This is a genomic window from Stenomitos rutilans, assembly GCF_059505485.1.
Window position 1 is genome coordinate 1 of sequence record NZ_JCACKR010000153.1, and the last position, 18,135, is coordinate 18,135.

At 49.5% G+C, this 18,135-nt stretch carries 23 protein-coding genes; 11 read left to right on the forward strand and 12 right to left on the reverse strand.

What is annotated here, in order from left to right:
* The first annotated feature begins 243 nt into the window (after nucleotides 1-243).
* Nucleotides 244-534, forward strand: coding sequence for a transglutaminase-like domain-containing protein (locus AC5JLP_RS30925; protein ID WP_496071703.1), 291 nt, complete (start codon nucleotides 244-246; stop codon nucleotides 532-534).
* Nucleotides 535-777: a hypothetical protein gene (locus AC5JLP_RS30930; protein ID WP_496071704.1), complete on the forward strand. Its 243-nt coding sequence runs from the start codon at nucleotides 535-537 to the stop codon at nucleotides 775-777.
* A 215-nt stretch (nucleotides 778-992) separates the two neighbouring features.
* On the opposite strand, the gene AC5JLP_RS30935 is transcribed toward AC5JLP_RS30930, so the two are convergent.
* Nucleotides 993-1,898, reverse strand: a complete 906-nt coding sequence (locus AC5JLP_RS30935) for a LysR substrate-binding domain-containing protein (RefSeq protein ID WP_496071705.1) — start codon at nucleotides 1,896-1,898, stop codon at nucleotides 993-995.
* 118 nt (nucleotides 1,899-2,016) lie between these two features.
* On the opposite strand from AC5JLP_RS30935, the gene AC5JLP_RS30940 reads away from it, so the two are divergent.
* Together AC5JLP_RS30940 and AC5JLP_RS30945 are read left to right on the forward strand one after the other, a co-directional pair.
* On the forward strand, nucleotides 2,017-2,892 hold the full coding sequence (locus AC5JLP_RS30940; protein ID WP_496071706.1) for an oxidoreductase: 876 nt from the start codon (nucleotides 2,017-2,019) through the stop codon (nucleotides 2,890-2,892).
* Nucleotides 2,893-2,959: 67 nt separating this feature from the next.
* A complete protein-coding gene (locus tag AC5JLP_RS30945; protein ID WP_496071707.1) occupies nucleotides 2,960-3,358 on the forward strand; it encodes an NIPSNAP family protein in 399 nt (132 codons plus the stop codon).
* A 121-nt stretch (nucleotides 3,359-3,479) separates the two neighbouring features.
* Here the strand turns inward: AC5JLP_RS30945 and AC5JLP_RS30950 are convergent, their stop codons facing one another.
* From AC5JLP_RS30950 to AC5JLP_RS30965, 4 genes are read right to left on the reverse strand one after another with little or no spacing between them, the layout of a single operon-like run.
* Nucleotides 3,480-3,968, reverse strand: a complete 489-nt coding sequence (locus AC5JLP_RS30950) for a DUF3291 domain-containing protein (RefSeq protein ID WP_496071708.1) — start codon at nucleotides 3,966-3,968, stop codon at nucleotides 3,480-3,482.
* A gap of 40 nt (nucleotides 3,969-4,008) precedes the next feature.
* Nucleotides 4,009-4,608: a helix-turn-helix transcriptional regulator gene (locus tag AC5JLP_RS30955; RefSeq protein ID WP_496071709.1), complete on the reverse strand. Its 600-nt coding sequence runs from the start codon at nucleotides 4,606-4,608 to the stop codon at nucleotides 4,009-4,011.
* Between the two features lie 27 nt (nucleotides 4,609-4,635).
* On the reverse strand, nucleotides 4,636-4,854 hold the full coding sequence (locus tag AC5JLP_RS30960) for an AraC family ligand binding domain-containing protein (protein WP_496071710.1): 219 nt from the start codon (nucleotides 4,852-4,854) through the stop codon (nucleotides 4,636-4,638).
* Nucleotides 4,851-5,690: a helix-turn-helix transcriptional regulator gene (locus AC5JLP_RS30965; protein WP_496071711.1), complete on the reverse strand. Its 840-nt coding sequence runs from the start codon at nucleotides 5,688-5,690 to the stop codon at nucleotides 4,851-4,853. The genes AC5JLP_RS30960 and AC5JLP_RS30965 overlap by 4 nt, the downstream gene beginning before the upstream one ends.
* A 109-nt stretch (nucleotides 5,691-5,799) precedes the next feature.
* On the opposite strand from AC5JLP_RS30965, the gene AC5JLP_RS30970 reads away from it, so the two are divergent.
* Complete coding sequence (locus tag AC5JLP_RS30970) at nucleotides 5,800-6,828, forward strand: MBL fold metallo-hydrolase (RefSeq protein WP_496071712.1); 1,029 nt, start codon at nucleotides 5,800-5,802, stop codon at nucleotides 6,826-6,828.
* On the opposite strand, the gene AC5JLP_RS30975 is transcribed toward AC5JLP_RS30970, so the two are convergent.
* Both AC5JLP_RS30975 and AC5JLP_RS30980 read right to left on the reverse strand, forming a co-directional pair.
* Complete coding sequence (locus AC5JLP_RS30975; RefSeq protein ID WP_496071713.1) at nucleotides 6,818-7,408, reverse strand: TetR/AcrR family transcriptional regulator; 591 nt, start codon at nucleotides 7,406-7,408, stop codon at nucleotides 6,818-6,820. The two genes, AC5JLP_RS30970 and AC5JLP_RS30975, sit on opposite strands and share 11 nt — an antisense overlap.
* A gap of 6 nt (nucleotides 7,409-7,414) precedes the next feature.
* The gene (locus AC5JLP_RS30980) at nucleotides 7,415-8,242 is read right to left on the reverse strand and encodes a class I SAM-dependent methyltransferase (RefSeq protein WP_496071714.1); all 828 of its coding nucleotides are present in this window, start codon (nucleotides 8,240-8,242) and stop codon (nucleotides 7,415-7,417) included.
* A gap of 81 nt (nucleotides 8,243-8,323) precedes the next feature.
* On the opposite strand from AC5JLP_RS30980, the gene AC5JLP_RS30985 reads away from it, so the two are divergent.
* Nucleotides 8,324-9,802, forward strand: coding sequence for an amidase (locus AC5JLP_RS30985; RefSeq protein WP_496071715.1), 1,479 nt, complete (start codon nucleotides 8,324-8,326; stop codon nucleotides 9,800-9,802).
* Nucleotides 9,803-9,863: 61 nt separating this feature from the next.
* Here AC5JLP_RS30985 and AC5JLP_RS30990 read toward each other — a convergent pair whose 3' ends face one another.
* The gene (locus AC5JLP_RS30990; RefSeq protein ID WP_496071716.1) at nucleotides 9,864-10,508 is read right to left on the reverse strand and encodes a TetR/AcrR family transcriptional regulator; all 645 of its coding nucleotides are present in this window, start codon (nucleotides 10,506-10,508) and stop codon (nucleotides 9,864-9,866) included.
* Between the two features lie 109 nt (nucleotides 10,509-10,617).
* Here AC5JLP_RS30990 and AC5JLP_RS30995 point away from each other — a divergent pair, with 109 nt between their 5' ends.
* On the forward strand, nucleotides 10,618-11,589 hold the full coding sequence (locus tag AC5JLP_RS30995) for a Rieske 2Fe-2S domain-containing protein (RefSeq protein WP_496071717.1): 972 nt from the start codon (nucleotides 10,618-10,620) through the stop codon (nucleotides 11,587-11,589).
* Between the two features lie 55 nt (nucleotides 11,590-11,644).
* Here the strand turns inward: AC5JLP_RS30995 and AC5JLP_RS31000 are convergent, their stop codons facing one another.
* Nucleotides 11,645-12,433, reverse strand: coding sequence for a TetR/AcrR family transcriptional regulator (locus tag AC5JLP_RS31000; RefSeq protein WP_496071718.1), 789 nt, complete (start codon nucleotides 12,431-12,433; stop codon nucleotides 11,645-11,647).
* A gap of 51 nt (nucleotides 12,434-12,484) precedes the next feature.
* Here AC5JLP_RS31000 and AC5JLP_RS31005 point away from each other — a divergent pair, with 51 nt between their 5' ends.
* From AC5JLP_RS31005 to AC5JLP_RS31015, 3 genes are all read left to right on the forward strand, one after another.
* Nucleotides 12,485-13,477, forward strand: a complete 993-nt coding sequence (locus tag AC5JLP_RS31005; protein WP_496071719.1) for a Rieske 2Fe-2S domain-containing protein — start codon at nucleotides 12,485-12,487, stop codon at nucleotides 13,475-13,477.
* A 177-nt stretch (nucleotides 13,478-13,654) separates the two neighbouring features.
* Complete coding sequence (locus tag AC5JLP_RS31010) at nucleotides 13,655-13,900, forward strand: hypothetical protein (protein ID WP_496071720.1); 246 nt, start codon at nucleotides 13,655-13,657, stop codon at nucleotides 13,898-13,900.
* 90 nt (nucleotides 13,901-13,990) lie between these two features.
* Complete coding sequence (locus AC5JLP_RS31015; protein WP_496071721.1) at nucleotides 13,991-14,362, forward strand: winged helix-turn-helix transcriptional regulator; 372 nt, start codon at nucleotides 13,991-13,993, stop codon at nucleotides 14,360-14,362.
* 10 nt (nucleotides 14,363-14,372) lie between these two features.
* Here the strand turns inward: AC5JLP_RS31015 and AC5JLP_RS31020 are convergent, their stop codons facing one another.
* From AC5JLP_RS31020 to AC5JLP_RS31030, 3 genes are all read right to left on the reverse strand, one after another.
* Nucleotides 14,373-14,963 (reverse strand): hypothetical protein, encoded by a 591-nt coding sequence (locus AC5JLP_RS31020; protein ID WP_496071722.1) that lies wholly within the window; start codon nucleotides 14,961-14,963, stop codon nucleotides 14,373-14,375.
* 98 nt (nucleotides 14,964-15,061) lie between these two features.
* On the reverse strand, nucleotides 15,062-15,958 hold the full coding sequence (locus AC5JLP_RS31025; RefSeq protein ID WP_496071723.1) for a helix-turn-helix transcriptional regulator: 897 nt from the start codon (nucleotides 15,956-15,958) through the stop codon (nucleotides 15,062-15,064).
* A gap of 97 nt (nucleotides 15,959-16,055) precedes the next feature.
* Nucleotides 16,056-16,646, reverse strand: a complete 591-nt coding sequence (locus tag AC5JLP_RS31030) for a TetR/AcrR family transcriptional regulator (protein ID WP_496071724.1) — start codon at nucleotides 16,644-16,646, stop codon at nucleotides 16,056-16,058.
* A 64-nt stretch (nucleotides 16,647-16,710) separates the two neighbouring features.
* On the opposite strand from AC5JLP_RS31030, the gene AC5JLP_RS31035 reads away from it, so the two are divergent.
* Nucleotides 16,711-18,054 carry a cytochrome P450 gene (locus AC5JLP_RS31035; RefSeq protein ID WP_496071725.1) on the forward strand — a complete coding sequence of 448 codons (1,344 nt, stop codon included), beginning with the start codon at nucleotides 16,711-16,713 and terminating at the stop codon, nucleotides 18,052-18,054.
* Nucleotides 18,055-18,135: the final 81 nt, after the last annotated feature.

Consider the following 18,135-nt stretch of genomic DNA (forward strand, 5'->3'; position numbering starts at 1 on the left):
CTAGTGAATGAGCCTCTCTACTCTATCAAGCCCACATCAGATTGACGCACTACCGCCTCGTTGTAGATCCAGCGATTTAGGTTAAATCTACAGCACGGGATTCGCAGATTCACCTGTTTGGGGCGAATCTACAACTAAACTCTGTACAATATGCTATCAGCTGGCTTCGTTTTTGGGTGGTGGCAGTACTTCGAAGTTGTCAGTTAGTCGCTTAGAATTAGCTTGCAGTATTCAGCAGTTGACATGGAAGAATACTTAAGGACTAGTGAAATTATTGATTGGCAACATCCCGAAATTGTCGAACTTGCCAAACAAATTGCATTGGGTCATAAAACATCAACGGCGATCGCAAAAGTGTGCTTCGAGTGGGTGCGAGATGAAATTTGTCACAGCTTTGATTACCAGATGAACCCTGTGACTTGTCGCGCTTCTGATGTCCTTAAATACAAGACAGGTTACTGCTTCGCTAAGAGCCATTTACTGGCAGCATTGCTACGGGCAAACCAAATCCCAGTAGGATTTTGTTATCAGTGATTGAGTATTGATGATAAAGGTGCGCCGTATAGTTTGCACGGTTTCAATGCAATTCATCTACCGGAAATTGGCTGGTATCGAGTTGATGCCAGAGGTAACAAAGAAGGAGTCAACGCTCAATTTACCCCACCCCAAGAACGGTTAGCGTACAATACTCAGCTGCCTGAAGAAGCAGATTTTCAAGCAATTCTTTCTGAGCCACTTCAGATTATCGTAGAAGTGCTGCAAGCACAGGAGACATAGGATGATATGCTTCGTGACCTTCCAGACATTACGTTAGAGGCTGCAAAGAATTACGGTCTTGTGGCGGATAATAGGTATTGACAGAAGTTAAAGTTTACCCCGTCGCCGCTGCGCTTTGCTGTTAGGCTGCTTCAGGTTACGACTGAGACAGTACTTAGAGGCGCTATTTGGCGAGGTGATTCCTGCGGAGAGCTTCGCTAACGCTCCCTAACGGCTCACCTATCCTCACGATTTGACTCCCATTGTGTCGTCTGCCGTGCCAAGTCCAGAAATGCGCTGATGACTGGAGAGGAATCATGCTGCCGCCAGGTCAGATAAAGTCCAGTATTCGGGATCTGCTCCTGTAAGGGTCTGTAAATAACTCCGCTTCTGTGGAAGTTTTGCAAGGAGGCTGGAACAATCGCAATGCCCAATCCTGCGGCAACCAAGCCGACGATCGTCTCCATCTGAACTGCCTCTTGAGCCACTTTCGGACGAAATCCAGCTTGCTGACACATGGTAATAATCTGCTCGTAAAAAACAGGTCCCAATTTGGCAGGAAATAGGATAAACGATTCATCTGCGAGTGTGGAGAGCGACACCTCAGTCTGAGCAGAGAGCGGATGGGTTTCTGGCAGCGCCAAGACCAAGGATTCTGGCAAAAAGCACGACCCACTCAAACCTGGCTCGACGATAGCAGAACGAACAATGCCGACATCCACCTGTTTGTCGTGCAGGGCTTGAATTTGCTGAGCCGTCGTCAGTTCCTGCAATCGCAGTTCTACAGCGGGAAATTGTGCTCGAAAGACCCTGACAATTTCTGGCAGTAAGGTATACATAGCAGAACTGACAAACCCGATCGCCAATCGCCCCACCTCACCCCGTCCGATTTGTTGGGTCACTGCGATCGCCTGTTCCAGTTGCGCCAACACTAGGTAGGATCGCTCCAAAAACACTTTGCCTGCTTCCGTTAGATGCACGTGTCGCTTCGTGCGTTCAAACAGCTTGACACCGAGTTCCTCTTCCAGATCCCGAATCTGCTGACTGAGCGGGGGTTGGGAAATGTGCAACCGCTCTGCTGCTCGACTGAAGTGTAGTTCCTCAGCCACGGCGATGAAGTAATGCAGGTGTCGTAATTCCATCAGACTTATATTTCTAACCTATTAATCCTAATCATATATATATTGGACAGTTCCATAGCTGTCTCCTATCGTCAGAAGTATGCAACGCATCTCATCGCTTTTACATTGGAGAAAGCAAATGAACTCAGACAAAAATCGTGTTGTTCCCAGAGTCTGGCTGATTACAGGATGCTCAACCGGGTTTGGACGTGCCCTCGCAGAAGCAGTGTTGCAGCAGGGCGACTCCCTGATAGCGACTGCTCGCAAACCAGAGCAACTTGGCGCTTTGATTGACCAGTATCCAGAAACCGCAAAGGCTGTCCGTCTGGATGTCACATTGTCTCAAGACATCCAAACAGCGGTTGATACCGCGATCGCCACCTTTGGTCGCATTGATGTGTTAGTCAACAATGCGGGTCATGGACTCATTGCCGCGCTCGAAGAAGTCAGTGATGGTGAGATGCACCAATTTTTTGAAACCAACTTCTTTGGGGCACTGCGTCTGATGCGGGCGGTCTTGCCTGTGATGCGTCAGCAAGGCAGCGGTCACATTGTCAATTTATCATCCACGGCAGGACTTGTGGGATTTGGAGGAAGCAGCCTCTACTGTGGTGCGAAATTTGCCCTGGAAGGTGCGTCTGAAGCCCTGGATAAGGAAGTCAAACCCTTTGGAATTAAAGTCACGTTAATTGAACCTGGGGCATTTCGCACCGATTTTAATGGACGCTCTCTAGCAACAGCCAAACAATCCATTGATGCCTATGCTGGGGTGAGCAGTGCATCATTGCAGTGGTTCAAAGAGATGAATGGTCAGCAACCGGGCGATCCAGCTAAGGCAGCGCAAGCCATTATTCAAGCGGTGGACAGTCCTCATCCCCCGATGCGACTGGCGCTAGGCACCGATGCCATGAGCCTGATTCAGGAAAAACTGGCATGGGTCAAAACGGATTTGGAGGCTTGGCAGCAGGTGACTGTCAGCACGGATTATCCAGAACCAGCCAAATCTGCCAAGTAGAGAGTTATTTATGATTCACACCAAGACATTTCTGCGTGTTGCTCTAGTTATCGTGTTCATTGTTGTCATGAGCATCACTGTCGGACTCTCACAAACCTCCAGCAAAAGTGTCAAAGCAACCGGCAACGTCATCCATCAACTACGCATCTATGAGATCTTCGATGGTAATAAAACGGCATTCCACGAACGGTTCCGCGATCATGCGATGCGGATCATGGCGCGATACGGCTTCAAAATTGTGGCGACCTGGGAATCGCGTCACAATAACCGCACTGAGTTCATCTACCTGCTTGAGTGGGCTGACAGGGAAACGATGAAGCAGCGGTGGGCAGCGTTTATGGCGGATCAAGAGTGGGCGGAGATTAAGCAGGCGACGGCTGAGGCGCATGGTTCGCTCGTCGGCGACATTGAGGATCGGATATTGGAGTTGACAGATTACTCGCTGAGCGAACGGTTAGCAAACTAAAGTTCAGCATTTAAGTCAGGAGAAAACTCAGTGATTCGACGATCGAGTCGCGATTATTACTGGAAGCGAGCGAGGTTTGGGGGTAGCCTACGCTCGATCGAGCGGGACAATGTGGAATATATCAATAGGCAATCTGGGATGACACTGGAGATGGATAAGGCTTGGCAAAGGTAAAGGCTGCGGGTGAATCCCCATGCAACGTCAGGTATGCCAACGTTGTCTTGCCTTCCTCGACGGTGGGGTAATGATCTGCTGGAATCCACCACATGGCAAAATGCTCACCCTCGTATTTCTCAAACCATTGACGACGACGCACAAAAAACTCCCCATGCAGACTCTTGTAAACATAGGCTTTGAGTGACTCAACGCTTTGCCAGACTGAGACATTCACCAGCATTCGCGGATCGGGATAAGCGCGGATGTCTGTCGCGTTGCCAGAGGCAGTTTGAAGCCGCCAAATAAAGCCAGGACTTTGATCTGCGATCGCATTCACCTCGTTCAGTGCCTCTGCAAACTCGGTCATAACCGGGCCATGCAGCGGAGCTTTCATCAAAGCAATGTTAATTTGGGCGAGATGAAACTCCTGGAGATTCTTCATGTCTGGTGTCATTGTTCCTGCTCAAACAACGATGACCCAAAGTATCTACCAGTTAAGCCTGCTCTGTCTTGAACGATGTTGACATCGTGCGGTACTGACCGGGCGAAATTCCGACGATGCGTTTGAAGTGGCGATTCAAATGGCTCTGGTCTGTCATGCCAACCGCGATCGCTGTTTCTGCGATCGCCATCCCCTGTCTTAAACACTGCTTTGCTTTTTCGACTCGAATTTGGTTGAGATAGGTGTAAGGCGGCATTCCCACCGCATCGCGAAAGACACGAACTAAATAGGAGCAATTCAGATTCGTAACCTCTGCTAATTGCGCTAGGGAAATACTGGCTCTGAAATTATCGTGCAAGTAGTCTTTGATCAATCTAACCGCTCGATGTTCCTGTCTATCCTCAAGCAAACGGCTGTTGATCCTGGCGTATCGATTGAGCAGGGTAGACAGAACTTCGACAAACCGGGTTTGTTGAACTAACAACTCCTGGGGCTGTTCTAGCGTTAAACACAGGGCTAGAACTTGCTGAGCCAACCGTTTGTCTTGAACCACTGAATTTTGAAAGTAAGGGGTGCCGCTCCCCTGAAGCTCACTGGCGATCGCGGCGGTGCAAGTCACACTGGGGTATAGCATCCGATAGGTGAGCGGCAAACCTTCCGCCGAAAAACCCGTGTGTGCCTATTCTGGATTCATCAACACAATGCTTTGAGCCGGTGCCAAGTAGGTTGCGCCTTGATAGTAATTTCCCCCCACGCCCGCTTCAATCACGCCAATGGCATAGCTGGCATGAAAATGACGCGCGTAGTGGTAGTGAATTGCTTTGGCTCGAAACACCTCTAAGTTATCAAACTGAGGCAGCACCCAAAGCTTCGTCGGTGGATTCGTCGCTCGATTCATGCCGATCGCCCCTTTGCCTCTAACTGTTTCAGCTTCTGGCGAGTTGCATCGGCAACGGGAACAAACAAGACAAGCTGTATTCCAGGGAAAGCGTTCACCTGAAGCATCACCATCTCAAACTTCAGTTGTCCTAAACTGGGATGGTTGAATTCCTTGAACGAATCCCGCTTTTGGGACACATCAAGCTGCTGCCAATGCTCCTTAAACTGAGGGCTTTTGTCTTTGAGGCGCTCAATCAAATTGGTAAATTCTGGGTTGCCGATGTAGGGCGCACAACTTGCCCTAAAATGCGCCAATGTCTCCTGACAAGCTCTCTGCCAGTTGGGTTGTCGCGATCGAAACTCATCGTTCAGGTACATCAGCCACAGGATGTTTCTCTCGTGTTCAGGTAGGGTTTCAAAATCGATCAACGTTAAACATGCCAGGTGATTCCAGGCTAAAACGTCCCAGCGCCAGCCCATCACGTAAGCAGGACAGCATTGCTGATTGTCTAACACCAATTGCAGAGTTGGGCTAACCTGAGCCGCGTCTTCTCCTTGAATGGGAGGCAATTCATCCCGGACGAGTTCAAACAGGTAGGTGCGCTCGACCTCATTCAACTGAAGCACTCGCGCAACGCTGTCTAGCACTTGGGCGGAGACTCGAATATCCCGTCCCTGCTCTAACCAGGTGTACCAGGTTGCCCCAACTCCCGCTAACTGAGCCACCTCTTCACGCCGCAGTCCGGGTGTACGTCGTCGCGTTCTTGATGGCAGTCCCACTGCTTCTGGAGTGATGCGATCGCGCCGTTGCTTTAAAAATGAACTCAATTCCTGACGGCGCTCTTGGGTGTCCATGCTGATTGATTCGATGATCCTGGTGTTTTTGATACTAGGATAAACTGACTTCTGGTTATAGGATAGCTTTCCTTCTACGATAGCGACGGTCGTTCAAGATGAAGCATTTATGAAATTGTCTGTCGTTTCCGTTGTTCAGTTTTTGCGCCGATCGCGCTTCAAGCTAACTCCATTACTGTTGAGTGTGATTGTCCTGACGTTGCTCTTCAGCTTAACGATTAGAATTCCTGCGGTTGAAGCGGTTGATGGAAGCAATGTACCTAATGCAGGCGTTTACCGGTTCAAAGTGGGAAACTTCAACGTTGCCACCGTTTCTGATGGCTTGCTGAAGTTGCCTCCTTTACCCACTTATGCCCCCACCGCAGACCCTCAAGAAGTGGAACGGGCAATGGTTGAGCGATTCTGGTCGCCTAAAGAGTTGGCACTTTACTTCAATGCCATTTATGTCGATACAGGAACACACAAGGTTTTAATCGACACAGGTGCAGGAGTGGAATTGGGATCGGGACTCGCAAAACTCACGCAAAATCTTCGCAGTGCAGGCGTTCAACCCCAAGATATTGATACGGTAATCATCACTCATGCCCATCCCGATCACATCGGCGGCATTGTCGCCGCCAATGGTCAACTCACCTTTCCCAATGCTCGGTACTACATTTCAGACGCTGAGTGGCAGTTCTGGACAGCTCCAACGATCGACCTATCACCCTTAAAAATTCCCGATCAATTCAAGCAGGGTATTACGGCAGCGGCACGCAAGCATTTGAGCGCGATTAAGCATCGAGTGAACCGCTTTCAACCTGATCAAGAAATTATTCCAGGCATTCGGGCGATCGCAGCACCCGGTCATACACCAGGGCAATCAGCATTTCGGGTCATTTCTGGGACTGCTCAACTGATCGTGGCAGCCGATGTCTTTTTCAATCCAGCGTTTGATTTAGAACATCCTGACTGGCAAACCGGATTCGACCTCAATGCCCAACAAGCGGCAGCGACACGGCGCAGGCTTTTAGACCAAATTGTGGAGCAGCGAACGATGGTGATTGCTTATCACATGCCGTTTCCAGCATTAGGTCATGTTCGCTCCCGCGACAATCATTATGAATGGGAGCCGATTCTCTGGCAGTTCACTCCGTAGCTTTGATGTGCGCGACCGCCACAAGCAGCGCATCGAGCATGACTTCATAACTGGCATCAGCAGAGCGATCAAGCGTCATCAACTCTGACTGCTCTCGCATAATAAAACCATAAGTCGCAGCATTCACCATGCGCATCACATCGATCAATGCCTCATCACTTAACTCATACAGTTGCAGAAATTTCTGAAATAGGTGAAGTGAGTCTTGAATCATTTCAGCTTCTTCTGGATCAGTCGGTCGCATCTGGTAATGCATCATAACGCTGTATTGGGCGGGATGCGATCGCGCAAAATTGCGAGTGGCACGAGCACTGACGCGGAACAATTCTTGCGGCTCTGTAATGCCCTCAACTTGCTGGCGACACTGGGTTAAATAATTTCGCCAAATCGCTAAAGCTACCGCTCGTCGCAGTCCGGCGTTTCCCTCTAGATGCTTGTAAATCGCAGGTGGTTTGATGCCCAATTCTCGCGCCACTCGATTCACACCCAGTGCTGATTCTCCTTCTTGGTCAAGGCAGGCGATCGCCGCTGCAATCACATCCTGTTTGGTCAATGAATTTTCCTTCGTCGGACGACCCATAGGGATTTACTTTGGTCGAACAATGTGAAAAGCAGAGACATACGATAGTTGAACCGTATCACCGTTCTGCTCCAGCACCTGTCGCAGCCCCTCGATCAATGGTTGCTTTTGCTGTGGCTCCAGTTGCAGGTGAGGCGAATAAGTATTCAACAACAGCAAATACTGATCCACAGAATAGGTTACTTCTACCTTCGTCTGTCCAGACACCCTGTCTTTGAAGTAACCAGACTCGATCGCCACTTTTCCCAACTGGTCGAGAATCTCGGCTTGTGTCGTGCTGTCCTCATAAGCACGATTGAGAGTGGGTGTATGAGCTTGATAGACCTCGGATAGCTGCTGGTAGACCTCATAGCGGGGCTGAAGTTCCTTATTCCACAGCAAGATGAGTGCTCCCTCTGGACGCAATGCTGCCGCTGCTTTGGGATAACCCACTTCTGGCGCAATCCAATGAAATGAACTGGCTGCTAATACGGCATCGAATTTTCCAGGTTCTAATTCCCACTCTTCAAACAAGCAATTTCGCAGTTCCACATTTGGATAGGGTTCACAGGTTTGCTGCGCCAGACGATAAAAATCGGGATTCGGTTCAACGTAAACCATGCTGCAACCCAGCGCAGCGATCGCAGGGGTAGCGATCGCCGGACCACACCCAACTTCCAGCACTGTCGAGTCGGCGGAAAGTCGCGCGATGTCGATTACGCGATCGATGATTACCTGCGGGTAGCGCGGTCTGACCTGTTGATAGGCGGCGGCGATTGGCGAATACCAGTGTTTGCGTTGTTCCAGATCCTTACCATAGCACTCGTTGCGAAGGGTTTGTTTCAGGTCTTTCATGATGAATTTAAGCGAATTTAGTTAATACAGTTAACTAAATATAGGTATGATTAACCTTATCACCGAAGTTTAGGAAAAGTCATGAGCGATCTTGTGTTTAAGTCCGCCGTTGAACTTGCCCAGATGATCCGCGATCGCACCATTTCATCGGTTGAAGTGCTAAATGCTCACCTGGATCAGATTGCCAAACACAATCCGAAACTGAACGCCATCTGCACTCTCGACGAAGCTAACGCTCGTGCCAGAGCCAAGCAAGCCGATGAAGCCTTAGCCAAAGGGGAAAACTGGGGTGTGTTACATGGCGTTCCCATCACCATCAAAGACATCTTTGAAACGGCAGGACTCCGCACGACCGCAGGCTACATTCCCCTCAAAGATTACGTGCCTCAGCAAGATGCAACGGTAGTTGCAAGGCTGCGATCAGCGGGAGCGATCATCATCGGCAAAACCAACATGCCGGAATTGGCAGGCGATTATCAAAGTACCAATTCTCTGTTTCCACGAGTGAATAATCCCTGGAATGTAGATTACACAGCAGGCGGCAGTTCGGGGGGCAGTGCGGCGGCGGTTGCGGCGGGGCTTTCGCCGCTCGATTTGGGTAATGATTTCGGAGGTTCGATACGGCAACCCGCTCATTTCTGCGGGGTGTATGGCTTGAAGCCGACCGATCGCCGCATATCCACTGCTGGACAAATTCCCGAAGTACCGGGAATGCCCCACTGTTTGCGACAAATGATGACCACGGGCTGTTTAGCGCGATCGCTCGAAGACATCCGCCTCTGCTTTTCCCTCATTGCAGGTGCTGATCCGCGTCGTCCCGACGTGCCACCGATACCGCTGGATGTGCCGTCCGAGAAATCTTTACCGGATCTCAAGATTGCCTGGATTGACCAGTGGCAAGAAGTTCCCGTGAGTGGTGAAACTCGTGCTGCTATGCGAACGGTGAGACAAACGTTAGAGCAAGCAGGAGCCAAAATTAACCACTGGTTGCCGCCCGACTTTGATTTGTCGATGATGCTGAATCTCTACAGTCGCATGGCAGCTTATGTCAATAACTATGCCCAGCCTAAAGATCGCTACAGCATCCGCCGCAGTTTGACCTTACTCTTTCGCACTGCAACCCAGGGCGACCCTGAACTGCGGCGATTGGGCAACTTTAGCCGCTATCTCCCTGAACTTTTGAATCCCAGCTTAAAGGGTTATTTTGAAGCATTGACAGAGCGCGATCGCTTCATTGCCCAAATGGATGCAGCATTAGACGCTTGGGATGTCTGGTTAACTCCCGTTGCTGCGACCCCTGCCTTTACCCATCGTCCTGCTTGGAGTGCGATCGAGATTGATGGCAGCTCCTATCCGCACGGGGTGGCAAATGGGGCTTACACCATGCCCTTCAACCTGAGTGGGCATCCCGCTGTGGTCATTCCGATTGGGCAAACTCAGAATGGATTACCGATTGGAATGCAGATTGTCGGAAAACGCTGGAAGGAGATGGAATTATTGGCGATCGCTCAGGAACTTGATAAAGTGATTGGCGGTTTCCAAAAGCTACATGGTTATTGATGTTGAAAGTTACTTGTTTTGATTTGAAGCCGAATTAGCCAATACCGCTGCTCAGCTATCGTTATCGCCGGATGCCTGCCAGAACAAACGCGATCGCTGCTTCTGTATGTTCTTCGATCATCTCTGAGGTGAGGCGATCGATCTCTGGGGTGAGGTGTTTCCAGTTTTCATGTACCGTGAAGTAAAACAGGCAAACGCTGAGAATGTGGGTCAGTGCCAGAAAGGGATTGAGCGAGCGGAAGGTGCCTTCTGTCATGCCCCGTTCTAGAACCTTTAATAGATGTTCGTGCAGGGTTAAAACATTACACTCCTTAAAATAAGCGCCTTGATTCTGACTGGATTCTTGAAACCACAGCATTTGGCGCTGAGGATTAGCCGCCTCATTGGCGATGGCGATGCGAATCATTTGCTTCAATGCCTCTTCAGGAGTTAAGGCATCAAAGTTTTGTTGTGCCAACATCGCCTGCACTTCATTGACCGGACGTTGAAGGACAGCTTTGTAGAGATTTTCCTTATTCTCAAAGTAGTAGTGCAGCGTTGCAGAAGTCACTTGGGCATTTGTCGCGATCGTACTCATCCGTGCCCCCTTCAAGCCGTTTCGGGCAAACTCCTGTTCAGCAGCATCGAGAATTTGCTGCTGGGTTGCTTGTGCATCTCGCACGAGCCGGACTGATTTTGCTGCTCGTTTACCCGACCGACCGACCACACCTCAAGCCGTAATGAGACCATCAAGAGCCATCTTAGCAGAGCGGATTGACGAAAGAGAAGGCGATTGATAAGCTTACTAATTAATTAGTAAGTTAATTTGGAGCGTTATGGAGCACTTGCAAGGTTCCCCCTGGCTGTTGACGCATCGTTCGACGCTCAAACCCAATCAGCCCAGAAAGTTTTCTCTGCTCGGTCAGGATTACGTGCTCTGGCAAGATCCACAGGGTGCGATCGCTGCTTTACCAAATGCTTGCCCGCATATGGGCGTGATGCTCTCGGAGGGGTGGTGTGTGACTCAACCTCAAGGGAGCAGTAGGATTGCCTGCCCTTTTCATGCGCTGGAGTTTGATCGCCAGGGCTGCACGGTATTGCCGGGTTCCCACAAGCAGACTAAATCTTTGCTGCCACCGCTTGAATTGATCATTCAGGGCGATTTGATCTGGACTTATGGAGGCCATGAGCCGAAGGTGCCCATTCCAGAATTGATGAATGCGATCGCGTCCGAGTATGAGTTTATTGGCGTGACGGGTGAACGGAGCATTCCTACAGATATTTTGAGCCTGCTGCTGAATATGCACGACTATAATCACCAAAATGGAACGCACCGGGAACTCTTTGAAATTGAGGACGTTCAGGTCAAGCAATTTATTGATGAGGGTTTGCACTCTCACGCTTACCTGGCTCAACCGAGAAAACGACCGACGATTCGCGAGATCCTGAAAAATCCAGCGCAACTGGCGCTGCCTAAGGTTTTAGAAGCCCATCTGGAGAACTACTTTCCCTTTATGGGTGTGATGCATGGTGACAACAAAATTCTGAGTTTGAAGGAATGCCACTTTTATCTACCAGAATTTGCGAATCGATCGCGTGTTTTTGTGCTCATGTACATGCAGGCATACTCACCTATCGCTCATCTACTGAAAGGCAATCTGCTGAAGCTAATTGATGTGGTGGTAGAGCAAGATGCCAGGATTTTGAGCCGGATCTATCCGAATACAACTCAGCGCATCAGGCTGAATAACGAAGTTGGGATGGACTGGGTGCGGCGTAATTTTGAACAATTTCCATCTGCACGGTAAGCAATTTTGCGATCGTAATGTTTCTTGAGATGATCGTTTCAACCGCTTTACCGTCTCAGCGATCGCCCACCACAGCCTGCTTCCCGCATTCCTTACAGCGGTAGCACTGCTTTCCTCGACGATACCCATTTTTCGACAACTGCTGCGATCGACAGTGTGGGCATATCATTACTTTCATTACATTGCTCGACCGATGATCTCCCATATGTGGTTCTAAATATGACACCAGCAAGTCTTCAATTTGTTGAGTTAACCGTTGGCGATGCTCCTGGTCTGGGCTGCGAAGTGCCGCTAGCATCACCGCGTTGCTACTATGCACACACACTTCTGCCAATAGAGCATACTGTTCCTCAGTTAAGGCGGGATTTCGTTGCCTTAAAATACTCGCCATGAAGTCGATCGCCTCTTGCGTCATGCTTTCATCGATCGATTGGAAGATCTCGGGTGCTAGATAAAACTGTACAAACACTACTCGCGACACAGGTTGCTCAAACAGTTCTGCAACAGCGGACGCGATCGCATGAATCATTTGACGCAATGGCAACTGGACAATGGATGGAATGTCTACCCCTGCCCAGAAAGCCTGCACCCGCTCCGCATGGCGTAGCTCCATTGCTTTAAAGATGGCAGCTTTGTCGGGGAAGAACTGGTAAAGGGAGCCGATCGCGGTTCCGGCTTTTGCTGCAATCAAATGAGTCGTTGCCGCTTCATACCCCATCTCATCAAACACGGCTGCCGCTGCATCCAGAATTTTTTCAACCCGTTCTTTGCCTCGCTGCTGTTTGGGTTGACGGCGGAGAGTACTGGATGACTGAGCGCTTGACGAACGTGAATGTTCTGTCATATTTTAGAAACACGACGGATTTTTCACAATTCTACTCTCACGGAGACCACTATGCAGTCAATGCTTCCCGGTGCGCCCTGGTTATTGGCGCACAAGTCCATGCTGACCATGAATCGACCCCGGAAAATTTCCTTGTATGGCAATGACTACGTGATGTGGAAAGATGCAACTGGAGGCATCCATGCCCTACCCAATGCTTGCCCGCACATGGGAGCGATGCTGTCAGAAGGATGGTGTGAAGTCAAGAGTGATAGTGCAAGTACAGTTGTTTGCCCCTTTCATGCCTTGCAGTTTGATGCAGAAGGCTGCACGGTGTTGCCCGGATCAGGCAAGAAAACATTATCCCAGTTGCAACCTTTAGAGTTAGTCATTCAAGGAGACTTCATCTGGTCCTATGGAGGACACGAACCGAAGATACCGATTCCCACGATGCTGAATCAGGTTGCGAACACCTATTACTTTGTTGGGCATACGGGCGATCGCAGTGTGGAAACCGATTTACTCACCATGCTGTTGAATATGCATGATTACAATCATCAAAACGGCACCCACCGTGATTTGTTTCGGATTACTGAGGTGGAGTTTCATCAGTTTATTGACGATGGGCATCATTCCCATGCCTTCTATGACATGCCCACTGCACCTTATAGTCTGACCGAAAAGCTGAGGAAACCGGATTTAATGCTGTTGCCCAGCACGATTAAAGCCCATCTGGAAAACCACTTTCCGTCCCTGGTGATTTTTCATGGTGAAATGCCGTTAGGCAAAGCGGCGCAGTGTCACATTTTTGTGCCAGAAGCCGAGCACCGCACCCGGACTTACATTTTGCTGTTTGGTCAAGCAAAACATCCAGCCTTCAAGCTATTTGGCAGCACCTACCTCAAGTTTGGCAAAGTTGTGGTGGATCAAGATGCAGATATTTTAGGGAAGATTTATCCCAATACGCCTCAGAAAATTAAACTCAACAATGAAGTCGGGATGGACTGGGTTCGGCGTAATTTTCAGAGTTTTCCTGACGTTGTGGAGCCGAATCTTTCCAAGTAGATAACAGCTTCTTCTTGAAAGACTTCCAGATTTGATTACTTTGTTATATCTTGAATTCGTTTAGTGTTTGTGAACATTTTGAAATGACAGGCTTCATCATTGACTAAACTGTAAACACGGGTTGCGATTGCACGTATCGGACTCTACAACTTCCAGTAGCAACCAAGATGAACTTTAATGACAATCACAAATTTGTCCATCTCAGACTATGTAATAGGAACACCCTGCGATCGCTTAAAGGACTGGGCGTGCTCTTATAGCGGTTACCGAGAAGCTGTAAGCCATCCTGTACGCCGACTTGAAGTTTCTCGCAGTCGAGTCATTTTGATTCTGGGATTTGGCGATCGCCTGACCAATGCCGCTACTGCCACCCAGGACAAGGGCTTGTTTTTGCTTAAACTCGTTGTACATCGTTGTTCCTGACTAGAATTGGTTGTGAGTGATCCTGGTCAGCATCGTAGGAGGTTAGGACAACGAACGGAAGTCTGCACTTTTTAGTGAGGTACGCACGTTTTGGTACAAATTAAGCAGAATCCGTCAGATGGTGAGTTGAGCAAGATAACGATTAGTCAGCCCTCCAAAGTAAAGTCTGAAACCCTAACCTTAGAAAACATCGTGGGTTGTAAGTGGTCGGTCTGCATCCTGACTCTGATTCACCGGGGCATTAATCGTCCTGGGGCGATCGCGCGTTCTGTGGATAGACTCACGACAAAAGTGCAGAGTGATTGCCTGCGAAAAATGGTTAACCTGGGTATTTTGGAGAAAGTTGCCTACCCAGAAGTCCCACCACGGGTGGAGTATGAACTGACCGCGATCGGACACCGGTTTGTCAAAATTCTGGATGATCTTGCCGAACTACAAAGTGACATAAAAGCAAGTCAATAGAATGATTAGTTTACGAAGATTTTTGCTCATGCGTTTTCTGGGGTTGCTTGAACAGTCTTCTTCCCCACGGCTTTAAAGTCGAAATTGCAATGATGATAAAGAGAAAGGAGATTTGAATTAGCGAACCGATCAAGACTCCTCTAGCATCAAATAAGTAGATGGGATTTTTGAATGCATTTAATTCCTCTTTCAATGCGATGTCTTCTGCTGTGTTGCCCCAGGGAAATAACCAAAAGGTTCCAAACATTATCAGTCCTGTGGTCAGAATCCACTTGGTAATCACCCAGTAGAATTTGAAGAAGCCGTAGTTGGTCTGCCAGCAGAGGATGGTTGCTGTCACCACTGACCCGATCGCCGCAGGAATGACAATAAAATCATCAAGTAAGTTAATGGCTGAATTAAGCGCAAAAAGAATGTCAGCGTTTGTTGTGTCCTTGTTTCTGAGCGCAATCAGAAACATGCTGAGAACCGTTCCAGTCCACAGTGCCGCAAAGCCAATGTGAAACGATAGCACCCAGTTCTTTTGCTCAAGGCTCAATTTGAATGGCTTTCTAGCTCTGTCAGAGTTTGGTGTTTCTTCACCTGCTTTGAGTGTTGTCATTCAATTCTCCAGCGTTATCAATGACCCCAGTGTAGCGATCGGCTTCCATCCAACGCTTGACCAAATTTGCTCAAACTGTGCGAATCTTGCTGAATGTCTTACCGTAGTGCCCTAAACTCTTTGGGCGACATATTGACGTACTGGCGAAAGAGTCGGGTAAAAGAACTGTGGTTGGTTAAACCCACAGCAAAAGCAATCTCAGTAATCGTGAGTTGAGTCGTTTGTAATAACTGTTTGGCATGATCAATGCGACACTGAGTTAAATGCTGATGTAGCGTTATGCCTGTAGATCGTTTGAACAGACGACAGAAGTGATATTGACTCAAATTCAGCACAGCCGCAACATCAGATAACGCAATATCTCGCTCAAGATGAGCGTGGATATAATCAAACACGGTTTGCAACTGAAACTGAGACAAGCCGCCTTTGTCGTCAAAATCGGTCTGAGGTTGCCAAACCGCATACTGCTTGAGCAGGTGAATCACTAACCCAGTGGCTAACGATTCCCCAAACAGTCGCCCTGCGGGATGCTCTGCCTCCACATCCGCTTTCAGAGCCAGCCCAATTTGCTGCACCAGAGGATCATGAATCCCAATCTGTGGAATCAGTTCAATCTGTTTGATCCGAACAGACTCATGCACGGTTTGTGCAAAAAATCCGGGAGAAAAGCCTAGCAAGGAAAATTCTCCTGCCTGTTGCCAATTTGATGCATACTGCCTTGCAGCAGGAACAAACAACATCTCGCCCGGTTTGCAGCAACAGGTCTGGATTTGCCCATCCACTCGATGCTCCGATCGCCCCGGATGCCCACTGCGTCCTATAATGCCGATGATATGCTGCATCCATTGGTGTTCTGGACTCTCATGAGCCGCGTGATCATAGTGATGGAAGAAGATCCCATTCCACCCTGACTGCTCACTGGACAGAACGGGAAACTCTGCCAGTGCAGGAGCAGTGTGTTTCGCCATATCAACTTGCGGCAATTTATCTGTCATGAGCAGGGCAGCACAAGCGTCTCTAGCTTTCACAGTTTAACGCAGGCGGTTAATCAGAATTCGACTGCTCAAGCGATCAGAAGGACGAACCGCGCGGCTATGTCTTAGCCCCCTCAACCAGAAGATGAAGAGTACGGCGAATGTAACTTTCCCACGACTCGGTCGTTTCTGGAAACACAAGCGCATACATCATCAAGCCACTAATCACATCAAAACCGAGATTGGAGTCAAAATCGGCTGACACTTCCTGGCGCACTTTTGCTCGCTCAAACACGATAGCAAACGCCTGTCGCCTCGGTTGCAGATACTTCTGCCAATAAATCTGAGCAAATTCCGGATTGCTCATGGCTGAACTGAGCATCAGCGCTGCTGTTTGTCGCCCCAGGGGATTAAACGTAATCTGGGCAGCGCTGGCGATCAGGCATTCAATATCTCCCCAAAAGCTTCCCGTGTCAGGAATTTCATACTCGTCACGACGACTTTCGATCGCATCTGCCACTAATTCCGCTTTGGATGTGTAGCGGCGGTAAATAGTAGGCTTGCCTACCCCAGCACGCAGAGCGATCGCCTCGATGCTCATGCGGTCATAGCCCACTTCCGCCAGCAGATCAAGCGTAGCTTGCAGAATCGCTTGGTGAGATTTTAGGCTGCGGGGTCGTCCGGGCTGAGATGGGTTGCTATTGCTCATGCGTCTCATTATAATTTACGAAACAGTATCGTAACGAATTAAGATTAGCGAACTTGACTCAACCATGACTTCTTTGGCTCAGCAATTACCACCCGGTCGTTTCGGGTTGCCCGTTCTAGGTGAATCGATCGCCTACTTGCGCGATCCAGCAGGCTTTATTGCTGGGCGACAGCAGCAGTATGGCAACCTGTTCAAAACCCGTTTGTTTGGTCGTCCGACGCTCGTCTTGATCGGTGCGGAAGCCGTTCGTTTTCTGTTTGCCCACGAAGGGCAGCACTTTGAGATGACCAACACGCGAAACTTTGAAGTGCTGCTGGGCAAAAACTCGATCGGGGTGGTTACGGGTGGGGCGCATCAACTGCTGCGGAAGCAGCTATTTCAAGCATTCCAACCACGATCGTTAGCTCAGTATGTAGTGACGATGACCACCATCACTCAGCGATATTTGCAGAAATGGGAACGGTTGGAAGAATTCACCTGGTATCCCGAACTGAAGCAATACACGTTGGAGATTGCCTACAAACTGCTCGTTGGCGTGGATACGGCGGAGGATGAGTCATTGAAGGACTTGTATGAAACCTGGAGCCAGGGGCTATTAACGATCCCGATACGATTTCCAGGTAGTCCGTTTGATCGGGCGGTGCGATCGCGGCAACAGTTGCTCGATCGCTTTGATGCTTTGATTGAACAGCGCCAACATCAAACCGTGGCTCCCCACGATGTATTGGACATTTTGCTAGAAGCGCGAGATGAAGCAGGTGCGCCGTTCAGTTGCGCTGCAATCAAAGACAACATCCTGGGGTTGTTGATTGCCGGACACGAAACACTCACCTCGGCGCTGACTTCTTTCTGCCTGTTGCTGGCTCAGCACCCCGATGTGTTGCAAACAGCACGGGCAGAACAAGAGGAATTGGGGCTGCCCTCAGTGCTAACACAGGAACATTTGAAACAAATGACGTATTTGGAGCAGGTGCTGAAGGAGGTGTTGCGATTAGCTCCACCCGTTGTGCGAAGTGGTCAGCGCCGAGTGCTGGAAACTTGTGAGTTTGGTGGCTACACAATTCCTCAGGGTTGGGATGTGTTCTACCAGATTTCCGAAACGCATCAAGATGCCGATGTCTACACGCAGCCCGATCGCTTCGACCCGCAGCGGTTTGCGCCTGACCGAGCGGAAGACAAGCCACCGTTTAGTCACATTGCCTTTGGTGGCGGTATGCGCGAATGTTTGGGCAGGGAGTTTGCTCGCCTGGAGATAAAGCTGTTTGCTGCCCTGCTGATCCGCGACTATGACTGGGTGCTGTTTGCCAGGGCAGGACTTGACGCGCGTCGTGCTGCCCTTCTCACGACCGCAGGATGGACTGAGGGTCAAGTTTCGGCGACGGCAGGGGGAATGATCGTTAGTAGTTGAGCCAAGTTCGCTATACCTCCGGCAAGCGGTAGTGCTAAAGAGGTAAGGATGCATTGTAGTGGTGAATGAAAAACCAGATCG

Excerpts from the sequence above, each read along its gene's own strand:
- AC5JLP_RS30935 (WP_496071705.1), bottom strand. The coding sequence starts at position 1,898 with ATGGAATTACGACACCTGCATTACTTCATCGCCGTGGCTGAGGAACTA.
- AC5JLP_RS31000 (WP_496071718.1), bottom strand. The coding sequence starts at position 12,433 with ATGACAGAACATTCACGTTCGTCAAGCGCTCAGTCATCCAGTACTCTC.
- AC5JLP_RS31030 (WP_496071724.1), bottom strand. The coding sequence starts at position 16,646 with ATGAGCAATAGCAACCCATCTCAGCCCGGACGACCCCGCAGCCTAAAA.
- AC5JLP_RS31025 (WP_496071723.1), bottom strand. The coding sequence starts at position 15,958 with ATGACAGATAAATTGCCGCAAGTTGATATGGCGAAACACACTGCTCCT.
- AC5JLP_RS30980 (WP_496071714.1), bottom strand. The coding sequence starts at position 8,242 with ATGAAAGACCTGAAACAAACCCTTCGCAACGAGTGCTATGGTAAGGAT.
- AC5JLP_RS30960 (WP_496071710.1), bottom strand. The coding sequence starts at position 4,854 with ATGAATCGAGCGACGAATCCACCGACGAAGCTTTGGGTGCTGCCTCAG.
- AC5JLP_RS30995 (WP_496071717.1), top strand. The coding sequence starts at position 10,618 with ATGGAGCACTTGCAAGGTTCCCCCTGGCTGTTGACGCATCGTTCGACG.
- AC5JLP_RS30950 (WP_496071708.1), bottom strand. The coding sequence starts at position 3,968 with ATGACACCAGACATGAAGAATCTCCAGGAGTTTCATCTCGCCCAAATT.
- AC5JLP_RS31020 (WP_496071722.1), bottom strand. The coding sequence starts at position 14,963 with ATGACAACACTCAAAGCAGGTGAAGAAACACCAAACTCTGACAGAGCT.
- AC5JLP_RS30975 (WP_496071713.1), bottom strand. The coding sequence starts at position 7,408 with ATGGGTCGTCCGACGAAGGAAAATTCATTGACCAAACAGGATGTGATT.
- AC5JLP_RS30945 (WP_496071707.1), top strand. The coding sequence starts at position 2,960 with ATGAGCATCACTGTCGGACTCTCACAAACCTCCAGCAAAAGTGTCAAA.
- AC5JLP_RS30925 (WP_496071703.1), top strand. The coding sequence starts at position 244 with ATGGAAGAATACTTAAGGACTAGTGAAATTATTGATTGGCAACATCCC.
- AC5JLP_RS31035 (WP_496071725.1), top strand. The coding sequence starts at position 16,711 with ATGACTTCTTTGGCTCAGCAATTACCACCCGGTCGTTTCGGGTTGCCC.
- AC5JLP_RS31005 (WP_496071719.1), top strand. The coding sequence starts at position 12,485 with ATGCAGTCAATGCTTCCCGGTGCGCCCTGGTTATTGGCGCACAAGTCC.
- AC5JLP_RS31010 (WP_496071720.1), top strand. The coding sequence starts at position 13,655 with ATGACAATCACAAATTTGTCCATCTCAGACTATGTAATAGGAACACCC.
- AC5JLP_RS30970 (WP_496071712.1), top strand. The coding sequence starts at position 5,800 with ATGAAATTGTCTGTCGTTTCCGTTGTTCAGTTTTTGCGCCGATCGCGC.
- AC5JLP_RS30985 (WP_496071715.1), top strand. The coding sequence starts at position 8,324 with ATGAGCGATCTTGTGTTTAAGTCCGCCGTTGAACTTGCCCAGATGATC.
- AC5JLP_RS30940 (WP_496071706.1), top strand. The coding sequence starts at position 2,017 with ATGAACTCAGACAAAAATCGTGTTGTTCCCAGAGTCTGGCTGATTACA.
- AC5JLP_RS30965 (WP_496071711.1), bottom strand. The coding sequence starts at position 5,690 with ATGGACACCCAAGAGCGCCGTCAGGAATTGAGTTCATTTTTAAAGCAA.